Genomic DNA, 9,096 nt, shown 5'->3' with positions numbered 1-9,096 from the left:
ATGCCAGTTTTATGCTTGATTATCAACGAGCGGGGAGAACTCCCAGTCGTTCTTTTTTCCACTTCTCAAATGCCAATCTGGCTGCACGATACTGTGCATCTCGAAGCTGGCGAATCTCCTCATCGCTCATACCCTTTACGTCTTCGCCGAGCAGCTTTTTGTACTTCGAGAGCGGCAACATAAAACTTACACATCATCTTTCGATGCCACTTTACGAAGTAAGGTTTGCAGTTCGTTCTCGCTGATGTTATAGCGCACCTCGCCAGATCCGTTCTGTACGGCCTCAATCTCTCGCAAGAGTTCAATCTGTCGGCTCTCCTCAATATGTCCATAGCCATAAGAGCCGAACGTGGTAACGACGTTTTCGTGTCCAAGGTTCTGACTGATGGCCTTTTTCTGCTCCTCGGTCAAAGGTTTTTTCATGAACTCCTTGACGAGTAAGTGTCGGAATGAGTGCGGATTGTAATACGGTTCTTCAACCGCCTTGAATCGCTTTTCAAAGATCTTGCGAGCAGGGCTGCTATTTGACCAAAAGATCGGCTCCACTTCGCCCGTGCTGTAGTAGCTGATATTTTCTTTTCCGTTTTCTACCTTTGTGGCAGGAAAGAGTGGGTCGTTTTCCTTGAATCCCCGTTCGTTTTTGAGGTATTCGTACCACTCAACGAAATAACGCTGCGCCTCTTTATACTCGATGGGAAAGAACGCTGTCGTGATTCGCTTGCTGAACTTCGTTTTGACCTCATTACTCGGATCTTGGTCGACCACCATTTCATGCGGGTCAAAAGCACTCATGGGAAGACTGACAATCGCTGAAATGCGTGCGCCTGTAATAAGAGTAAAGCTCAAGAGAGCCCGATCTCGCTTGTCTATCTCCGTGTTGGGCTCAATGCCCTCGATGGTTTTCTTGACCACCTCCATGGACGGCACACGTCGTCGTTTGCTTTGGAGCGCTTGTCGGGACTCTTTTTTGCCGAGTTTGAGAAACTCAACATCCGTCTCTTGGATATGCTGACGGTATCCGTCTTGGCGTGAGAGCCAAAAAAAGAAGTCGTTGACCTTGCGAATGGTCTGATACTGGAAGCTAACGCTCAACGTGTCACCACGTTTGCCTTTTCGGGTTGCGAGCCAGTCCTTGAACTCAACGGCACGCTTCTTGTTGAACGCTCGAAAGTCGACATCTTTGGAAAAGTCCTGCCATTGGAGAATCGATCCCTCGTAGGTGATGATGGAGTTCTGGGAGTACCCTCGTGACTCTTTGAGGTAGTCGAAATACTGTCGTTTTACGAGCTCATTCTCGTAGCGGATTTCCTCCTTCGTTTTAGTTGATTTGTTGGTTTGTTGTGATTGGGACATATACGTTATGTTATTGAGAATCCATCAATCCTTTTGGGAGTGGCTTGAGCAGACGGGAGAGTTTTCCGTTGCAGACCTCGCAACGACCCATTTTGCTGTACTGTTCCACGTTCTTTTTTCCGATCCGTTTGCCTGTCGTTTCGAGTCGTTCGGTATCAGGTTTTGCCCTGACCGCCTGCTTGCACGAGAGGCAAAAGAACTCATCCTCTGCGAGCGGTACTTTCCGATCCGCACGCATCGTTTTGATGAAGTCGTAGAGTACTTGGCCGTAGAACAGTAGCGGCTTCTTGTTTGGCATGATCGGCTTGAGACCCAGCTTCATCCACCGCTGTATGGTTTTACGGTCAACGTCCAACAATGCTGCGATCTCCTTGGAGTCGTAGGTGTGGCGTCGTTTGATATTGTGAAGCAGATAGTTACGCATGTGTTTTTTTCGGTCTCTCACTCCTCTGCTTTCCATGCGGCTGTACAAGTTGCGGGTGTGTCAAATCTTGAAAACTGTGGGGAAGTAAAAACAAAAAAAGCCCCAGTTCTTGGAGTTTTTCTGTGTGGTCGTTTCTCGTTTTCGCTTCGTTCGAGTAACTGGTCGAACAATCACTCGAATGAGTGTCCTATTTGCAGCAATCAAGGCAAGGGTTCAAACGATATCGATCCCGTCCGTCTTTTCCAATGACTTCCTTGGTTCCATAGCTGACTGCCGCACCATTGACTTGCTTCTTGTACGTGGAAATCGTGCCTTTGTGATCGCTGGCAAACCTATTTGCGAGGATTGATAGTTCAACCGTTGGATCGTTCTTATACCGTGCGTTGTATAGAAACTCGATCATGCGTACCACTTGGGCGTTTACTGGTAGTTTCCCAGCAAACTGCCCGAGACCCTTGTTTTGGAACAACAGTTTTTTCTCCTCCAGCATCAAGATGATGTGCTCATCGAGCTTGATTGATTTCTCATTATCAACGGCATAGTCCCGACGGAAGTGGGTTTCCTCGGCAGTCTCGTCAAGTTGCAAACCTTCCGCATCTACTTCATCAATGAGGTTGAGCAATGGAACGGTATGCACCTCAACAGTAGAGGCGACCCTTTCATGGTCGCTCACAAACAGAATGGCGGCATTGTTGCGTGAACGGGCATATCTGACATTTTCCTCCGTGAGTTCATCGAGTCCGCAGATAAAAAACAGATGTTGCACTCCCTGTGCGAGTTCAACGCTCCCCAGCTCCCAAAAAACGCCATCCTGCTTGATGTTGACCTGTGTAGGCTCCACACCTTCGGCATCAAGAAAAAGATCGAGGAGTCGCCGCACATTGAGGCTGTAAGCGAGTATGTCGTTTGGGTCGAGATACTGACGATCCGTGCTTTGAGAACAGGCGATAAACGGCGCTCCTGACTCATCGGTATGGACGGGGAGCAAGTGTGTATCGTCGCACGACTCGCAAAAGGATTCTTGGCGACGCTGCGTCGGCGCAAGGAGTTTTATCGTCACGAGTGCATCGAGGGCATCTTGCCCGATAAGATCCACCAGCGAGCGATAGCCCACATGCGTCCCATAGGGGCTGAAAAGTTGGAATACCTGACGCAAATCCTTCCTCATAGTACATCTACGGTATCAATACCCCACTTGATGAGGAGTTTTCGCACCAACATATCTTGCTCTCGACTCTTGAGGTTATGACCTTTGCCATGCGTGACATCGAAAGTCACAGGGCGATTTTTTCCATTGATTTTGAATACGACCTTGATCTTTGCTTGTAGAATATCAAAGAAATCAAAGTTTATATTGCGATATTTGAGTGCGCTTTTCATGCTTTCCACTCCACCTTTTGAGTCCGATCCAATGGTCAGGTGCAGCTTACTCCCGTTTGGTCGGTAGCGTAGGTTCATCGCTTTGAGTTCAACCGAATCTACATTTTGTTCCTCTGCAACGGACAACGGATCAGGATCAAGCGAGGCGAGAACACCTAGCTTGTACGAGCACGTTTTGCAGTCTTCATAGCGTAATTCAAGCACATCTTCCACGACGGCTCGATGGAGACCCTCTACTTTCGGTTGACCTCCCTTGATTTTCACCTCGAGCTTTTTGTCCTCAAGCCAGTACTGAATATACGCCCGCAAAATAGGGCGCCGAGGTGTATCTGGCTTGAGCTTGTCGTCCTCCTCAAACTTCAAATCATTTACAAACCGATCCTCCACATAGGCCACCATGCAGATGCGATCTGGCTTTTCGATAAGCTTGATTTTGCATCGTGTTTTTCGCCGTCCAAATGTAAACATTTCTTGTATAGCTTGCTCAAGCGTAGTGATGCCGTTGGTCAACGTTGCCACATCCACATCTGGGACAACGACGCTTTTCCAACTACAAATGTTATCAAGCTCATGCTCATCCACCGATGTGTTGAAAATGTCCTCGTGATTGAGGAAGAACCAAAGGGCTCTTGAGTGGTGGTTTGGAAGTTCATCGTACACGTCCCAGTCCACTTGCTTTTGCAAACGCTCCGCAGTTATTTGTAAGTACTCTACGGATGCCCACCCCGACATGTCGCTTATATCATTGAGTGCCGTGAGAACTTCGCCGTGTTTTTGTTTGTTTTGATTATCAATAACTCCTAAAAATCGGTCGGCACGAACCTCCTCGTCTTCACCATCGTGTATAATAAAATCCAGCTCTTGCTTTTTAGCGAACTCGCCAAGTAGCAAGGGGTCGAACTTCATCAGTAAGGTTGTAGGATCGAAACTTCCTGTGCCCGCCATAGATTGCAGATGATTGTCAACTTATGGTAAGTTATCAGATATGCAAGATCGGTCAACTCACGGAGAGCCAAAAAAGCTCGACGACGAGCTCCTGACTCTCAAGGAAGCGGCTGATTTGTTGCATTGTCATCCCAACACCTTGCGCAACTGGGACAACAAGGGCATCCTTGTGGCCGTGCGCTTTGGATCACGAGGTGATCGTAGGTACAGAAAGCGTGACGTATTGAAACTGATGGAGAAATAGCTCAACTGTTCATTCTGACAACTCAATAGCCTAACCCCAGCGAATCGCTGGGCATGGCACAAAAACCGACCAAGGCATTGAACCCACCGTTCAGTAAGCCTTGGTCGGTCGTACCTCGAAAGGGGTACGTGTGTCGAAAGACACCAAGCTGGCGGTGGGTTTTGTGTTCCACCACGCCAGCAACAAATCCGACCAAGGCTATGACAATCAAAGACAAACCCTCCCCGTTTTTGAAATGGGTAGGCGGGAAGCGCCAGCTTCTTGTTGAAATAGAAAAACGACTCCCTGAATCGTTCAACAACTACGTTGAGCCATTCGTTGGTGGTGGAGCCGTTTTTTTTGCTTTTCTCGACCGTTTTGAGCACGCCACGCTTGCCGACAATAACCTCGAGCTCATCATCACCTACAAGGCCATCAAAAAAGAACCAGAGGCGCTCATCGAACTACTCAAGGAGCACGACAAAGCGCACTCCAAGGACTACTACTACAAGATCAGAAAACAAGAGCCAAGAGATCCGCTCAAAGTGGCGGCACGCTTTTTGTATCTCAATAAAACCTGCTTCAACGGTCTGTATCGGGTCAACAAAAGCGGCAAGTTCAATGCTCCGATGGGGAGCTATAAAAATCCAAACATTGTGCAGCCTGACAAGATCCGTGTCTGTCATCTTGCCCTGCAAAAAGCGCATCTCATTCGTGGAGATTTTGAGATCGTTCGTGACTTTGTAAACAAGGGGGATTTTGTGTACTTCGACCCGCCCTATCACCCAACGACGGAGACGTCCTTTACCGCCTACACCGAGCACAACTTTACCGAAAAAGACCAAGTACGCCTGCGAGATTTTGTTTATGAACTGCACAAGAAAGGCGCCTACATCATGCTCTCCAACTCCAAGACCAAGCTCATCGACGACTTGTACCGCAATAAGTGCTTTACCAAGCATGTGGTCATGGCGCCACGCTTTGTGAACTGCAAGCCGACGGAGCGGAGCAAGGTCGAGGAGTTTCTCATAACAAACTATTGATTTTCTATGACGCAAAACACAAACGGTATGATGCAAGGTACCCGAGCCAACTATACGGGCAACGCCCTTGAACGAGTGATCCAACAATCGCTTGAGGCCAACGGCTACACGTTCGTCGACAAAAAGAAGTTCGATACCGCTCGTTATTTGGAGCAACCCATCTACACCGTCCAGTACCCGATCGGTAAAGGAATCTATGAGACAAAGCTCTACTGCGATTTTATTTTCTATCACCCACAAAAACATCCCGACTGCATGGTTATTGAGTCCAAGTGGCAGCAGTCATCTGGCTCGGTCGATGAGAAGTTCCCGTACTTGGTGCTCAACATTCGTGAGAAGTACCCATGCGCTACAATCATCGTACTTGATGGCGGCGGGTTCAAAAAAGGCGCCGAGGAGTGGCTTCGCAGACAGGTAAACGACAAACTCGTGCATGTGTTCAACATGATGGAGTTTCAAAAATGGTCGAATAGCGACGAGCTGTAAAGACTCAATCCGCAAAGGGTTTTTCTGCCTCATACCAAACCTTACCGTGTACAAGATCTTCGGTTTTTCGAGCATTGGCATGAGACAAGACGCCGAGATACGAATTGACGGATTGTGCCAGCGAAGCGGCACCCAGTTTATCCTTGTTGAACCTTTGCACTTTGTGGTCGAGGTTGCGAAACATCCTGCGCTTGGTCTTGGTGCGTAGCGTCACACAATGTGGTCGCACGACATAACCCAAAAAGTCAATGCCTTGATGCAGCGATCTGACGGAGACTTTTTTCGGATGTAAGGAAAGTCTCAACCGATCATTCAAAAATCCCTCGATAAGTGGAAGAAGTCGCTCAAGCTCATCTCGATCATGGTGCAGCACGACAAAATCGTCCGTATAGCGAGCGTAATGTTTTACCTTGAGCTTCTGCTTCACAAACTGGTCAAACTCGTTCATGTAGACGTTGGCAAAGAGCTGGGAGGTCAAGTTTCCGATGGGTACACCTTTACGTTCAAACAAGTTGGCGTATTCGGAAATATAGCTCCTTACAATCCTATCCAATAGCCACATGACATCGCCGTCTTTGATACGTCGCCCCAAAATACCAAGGAGGACATCATGGTCGATGGAGTCGAAAAAACGTCTCACATCGCATTTGAGAACGAAACACGGCCGTGTGTAGTTCTGACTGACCTTTCGGCTCATGCGTTCCACAGCGACTACACCTTTGTGCGTTCCTTTACCGACACGGCAAGAAAATGAGTTTGCAACAAAAGTCGGCTCAAAGATCGGGTTGAGAACTTGGAAAACAGCATGATGTACCACCCTGTCTCGTACTGTTGCCTTGTGAATATGGCGCTGCTTTGGGTCGGTGATGTAAAAGCCTGAATAGGCGCCGTGATGATAGGTTTTGCTGGATAGCTCACGGTGAAGCTCGAAAATGTTTTGCTCGAGCTCCCAATCAAAACGGGCGACATCCTTGCGGTGACGCTTTCCCTTGCGAAACTTCTCCCACGCCAAAAACAACGCACATGGTTCGATCATTTGGGAGAATACGTTGCGATAAATCCTCATAACAAAACTATGCTCGATGAGTTTGACATCCCCATTTTCAAGAAAGCCTACGATCTCTATTTGTACGTTTATGGACTGCGGGAGAGTGTACCAAAACAGGACAGGTATGCGCTTTGGCTGCGAATTGAGAAGATGAACCTCGATGTAATCGAGAAAATCTTGCACGCCAGTGCCCTGTACAAAGCCGAGAAAATAGAAGTGCTTGAGAAGGCAAGCGTTGATCTCAACATGCTACGGGTCTTCGTACGCATCGCAAAAGATACCAAAGTCCTTGATACGGCCAAGTACGCCAAGATCCAGCAGCAGATTGATGAAATAGGGCGAATGCTCGGCGGTTGGATAAAGCACTTCAAAGGAGAAAACGAAAGCGCTCCTCTGTAAGAGCGCTTTCTTGTAGGCGAGAGAGACTGCCGAGCGGAGGCCACGCCGAGATTGTCGTTAGGGTTGCTGTCGTTCCAGTTGTTGACGTTGAGGCCGTCCCCGTCGAAGTTCCCGACGTTGACGTGGTTGCCGTTCGAGTCGACGAACGTTGCCCGTTTTCATCCGTGACACCGAAGATCGAGGTTTACTGCCACAACGTGGCCTATGTTCTCTTTCTCCTGTATTTGATTTGGGAGCAGTTCTAATACAGAACATCTCCACCAGAAAGGGGCAAGAAGTTTCTCCATGCCTTGAATCGCACGCTATCGCAATCCGTAGACGGCGATATTCTGGCGAGCTCAAAGTGAGCGTCTTGTGAGGTAAAGCCGTAACCATACCCACAGGTACAAGACGGTGATTATTTTACCACGCAAAAAGAAAAAGAGGGCACCCACGTCGTTGCGGGTACCCTCCAAGGGTGAGTGAGCCGTGTCTTGCTCCAAAATCCACCTGTAGCGATCCGCCTACGGCGGAGGATCAAGGTTTCAAGAGGAGCAAGGGCTCAAGGGTCGAGGATCAGGACTTCCGAGCGGAGGCCACGCCGAGAATGCCGTAAGGGCCGCTGTCGTACCAGTCGTAGACGCCGAGGCCGTCCCCGTCGAAGTACCCGACGTCGACGTGGCGGCCGTTCGAGTCGACGTCGCTGGTGCGGACGTAGACCTTCTCGAACAACCGCTCCCCCGTGGCGAGGAAGTGCAGGATCATCGTGTAGACGACCTGCCTCACCGAGGGGATCTCGTCGATCTGGCTGTCGATGAGCCGCTCCTGCTGGCTCCAGCTCTTGGAGAAGCTGCCGTCGACGGGGATCTTGCGGATGAGCCGCCAGCGAGCGTCTTCGATTCGCTTGGCGAACTCCTGCCCCTCGTACCAGTCCTGCTTGTAGAACAGCCCCATGCGAGCCTTCGCCCGCACGTCGAGGAGCGAGATGCCCGTGTCGTACTCGAGAATGTACTTGCTACGCACCTCGGGGGACATAGCACGGATGTCGGCCATGAGCTTCTCGGGGATGACCTCGGCCTGCTTGCGCTGGCTGTCGGTCATCTCACCGAAGAAGCGCTCGACCTCGGGGATACCGTGGAAGTCGGCACCCATGAGCTCACGGGCTTCCTTCTGCGTCTCGGTCTCCTCGTAGGTCAGCCCCAGCTTCTCCTTGACCTGCTCGACGAGCCACTCACGGAACTCGACGTCGTCGATGGACTGCTGGTAGAAGCGGTCAGGCATCCCAGCGATGCGCAGGGTGCCCACGAACTTGGCCTGACGAGCCAGCATCTGATCGGGGTAGCGATCCATTTCGGTTCCCTCTCTGTCGTATTGCCTCTGTTGAGTAGCGAGTTCACTCGGTCTCACAGAAGCCGTCCAAAAACGCTTTGGACGAACGGCTGGCCTCGGACATGAGACAAGCGCTTCAAACGACAAAATGTGCCGTACAAAGCGCCTATCTCATGCAAAATCCAATCCTTGCCTTTCAAAGAACAAGACGAAAATATACCACATTTTGGCCAAAATGTCAATGTTTTTGCCTCGAAATCGGCCTTTTTGTGGGAGATTTGGGCGATCTTTGGCTATCCCGTGAAACTGAACGACCGCTCCCCAAAGATATGCGGTAGCGTTTCTGACCATTGCTTGATTTGCTGGATCAAGGTGTTCCAATGCTCAATACAATGGGTCACCAACAACGAACTAATCGGCTTTTTTGAAGCCAACATGCGGGACGCGCGAAGCGCGTCCCAATGGTTTCCGCCTGAATTTCGCCCAG

The 9,096-nt window shown here is 49.7% G+C and carries 11 protein-coding genes; 4 read left to right on the top strand and 7 right to left on the bottom strand.

Going from position 1 to position 9,096, the window contains the following annotated elements; all coding sequences use genetic code 11:
• Nucleotides 1-186: 186 nt before the first annotated feature.
• From COV06_04075 to COV06_04060, 4 genes are all read right to left on the bottom strand, one after another.
• Entirely contained in the window at nucleotides 187-1,353 is a 1,167-nt protein-coding gene (locus tag COV06_04075; protein ID PIR47338.1) for a recombinase XerC, read from the bottom strand.
• A gap of 10 nt (nucleotides 1,354-1,363) precedes the next feature.
• Entirely contained in the window at nucleotides 1,364-1,777 is a 414-nt protein-coding gene (locus COV06_04070) for a hypothetical protein (protein ID PIR47337.1), read from the bottom strand.
• Nucleotides 1,778-1,964: 187 nt separating this feature from the next.
• Entirely contained in the window at nucleotides 1,965-2,945 is a 981-nt protein-coding gene (locus tag COV06_04065; GenBank protein PIR47336.1) for a hypothetical protein, read from the bottom strand.
• Nucleotides 2,942-4,063, bottom strand: coding sequence for a hypothetical protein (locus COV06_04060; protein PIR47335.1), 1,122 nt, complete (start codon nucleotides 4,061-4,063; stop codon nucleotides 2,942-2,944). Before COV06_04060 ends, COV06_04065 begins: the two co-directional genes overlap by 4 nt.
• A gap of 79 nt (nucleotides 4,064-4,142) precedes the next feature.
• On the opposite strand from COV06_04060, the gene COV06_04055 reads away from it, so the two are divergent.
• The 3 genes from COV06_04055 to COV06_04045 are packed head-to-tail and all read left to right on the top strand — an operon-like array spanning nucleotide 4,143 to nucleotide 5,854.
• Complete coding sequence (locus tag COV06_04055; protein ID PIR47334.1) at nucleotides 4,143-4,346, top strand: DNA-binding protein; 204 nt, start codon at nucleotides 4,143-4,145, stop codon at nucleotides 4,344-4,346.
• A gap of 53 nt (nucleotides 4,347-4,399) precedes the next feature.
• On the top strand, nucleotides 4,400-5,368 hold the full coding sequence (locus tag COV06_04050) for a DNA methyltransferase (GenBank protein ID PIR47333.1): 969 nt from the start codon (nucleotides 4,400-4,402) through the stop codon (nucleotides 5,366-5,368).
• 27 nt (nucleotides 5,369-5,395) lie between these two features.
• The gene (locus tag COV06_04045; GenBank protein ID PIR47332.1) at nucleotides 5,396-5,854 is read left to right on the top strand and encodes a hypothetical protein; all 459 of its coding nucleotides are present in this window, start codon (nucleotides 5,396-5,398) and stop codon (nucleotides 5,852-5,854) included.
• 4 nt (nucleotides 5,855-5,858) lie between these two features.
• On the opposite strand, the gene COV06_04040 is transcribed toward COV06_04045, so the two are convergent.
• Complete coding sequence (locus COV06_04040; GenBank protein PIR47331.1) at nucleotides 5,859-6,920, bottom strand: RNA-dependent DNA polymerase; 1,062 nt, start codon at nucleotides 6,918-6,920, stop codon at nucleotides 5,859-5,861.
• 9 nt (nucleotides 6,921-6,929) lie between these two features.
• On the opposite strand from COV06_04040, the gene COV06_04035 reads away from it, so the two are divergent.
• Entirely contained in the window at nucleotides 6,930-7,301 is a 372-nt protein-coding gene (locus COV06_04035; protein PIR47330.1) for a hypothetical protein, read from the top strand.
• Between the two features lie 555 nt (nucleotides 7,302-7,856).
• Here COV06_04035 and COV06_04030 read toward each other — a convergent pair.
• Both COV06_04030 and COV06_04025 read right to left on the bottom strand, forming a co-directional pair.
• The gene (locus COV06_04030; protein ID PIR47329.1) at nucleotides 7,857-8,630 is read right to left on the bottom strand and encodes a hypothetical protein; all 774 of its coding nucleotides are present in this window, start codon (nucleotides 8,628-8,630) and stop codon (nucleotides 7,857-7,859) included.
• A 150-nt stretch (nucleotides 8,631-8,780) separates the two neighbouring features.
• Nucleotides 8,781-8,960, bottom strand: coding sequence for a hypothetical protein (locus tag COV06_04025; GenBank protein PIR47328.1), 180 nt, complete (start codon nucleotides 8,958-8,960; stop codon nucleotides 8,781-8,783).
• Nucleotides 8,961-9,096: the final 136 nt, after the last annotated feature.

Source organism: Candidatus Uhrbacteria bacterium CG10_big_fil_rev_8_21_14_0_10_50_16, assembly GCA_002774875.1.
In the GTDB taxonomy this organism is placed as follows: domain Bacteria; phylum Patescibacteriota; class Patescibacteriia; order UBA9934; family UBA11717; genus UBA11717.
This window is presented reverse-complemented; position numbering and strand designations above follow the sequence as displayed.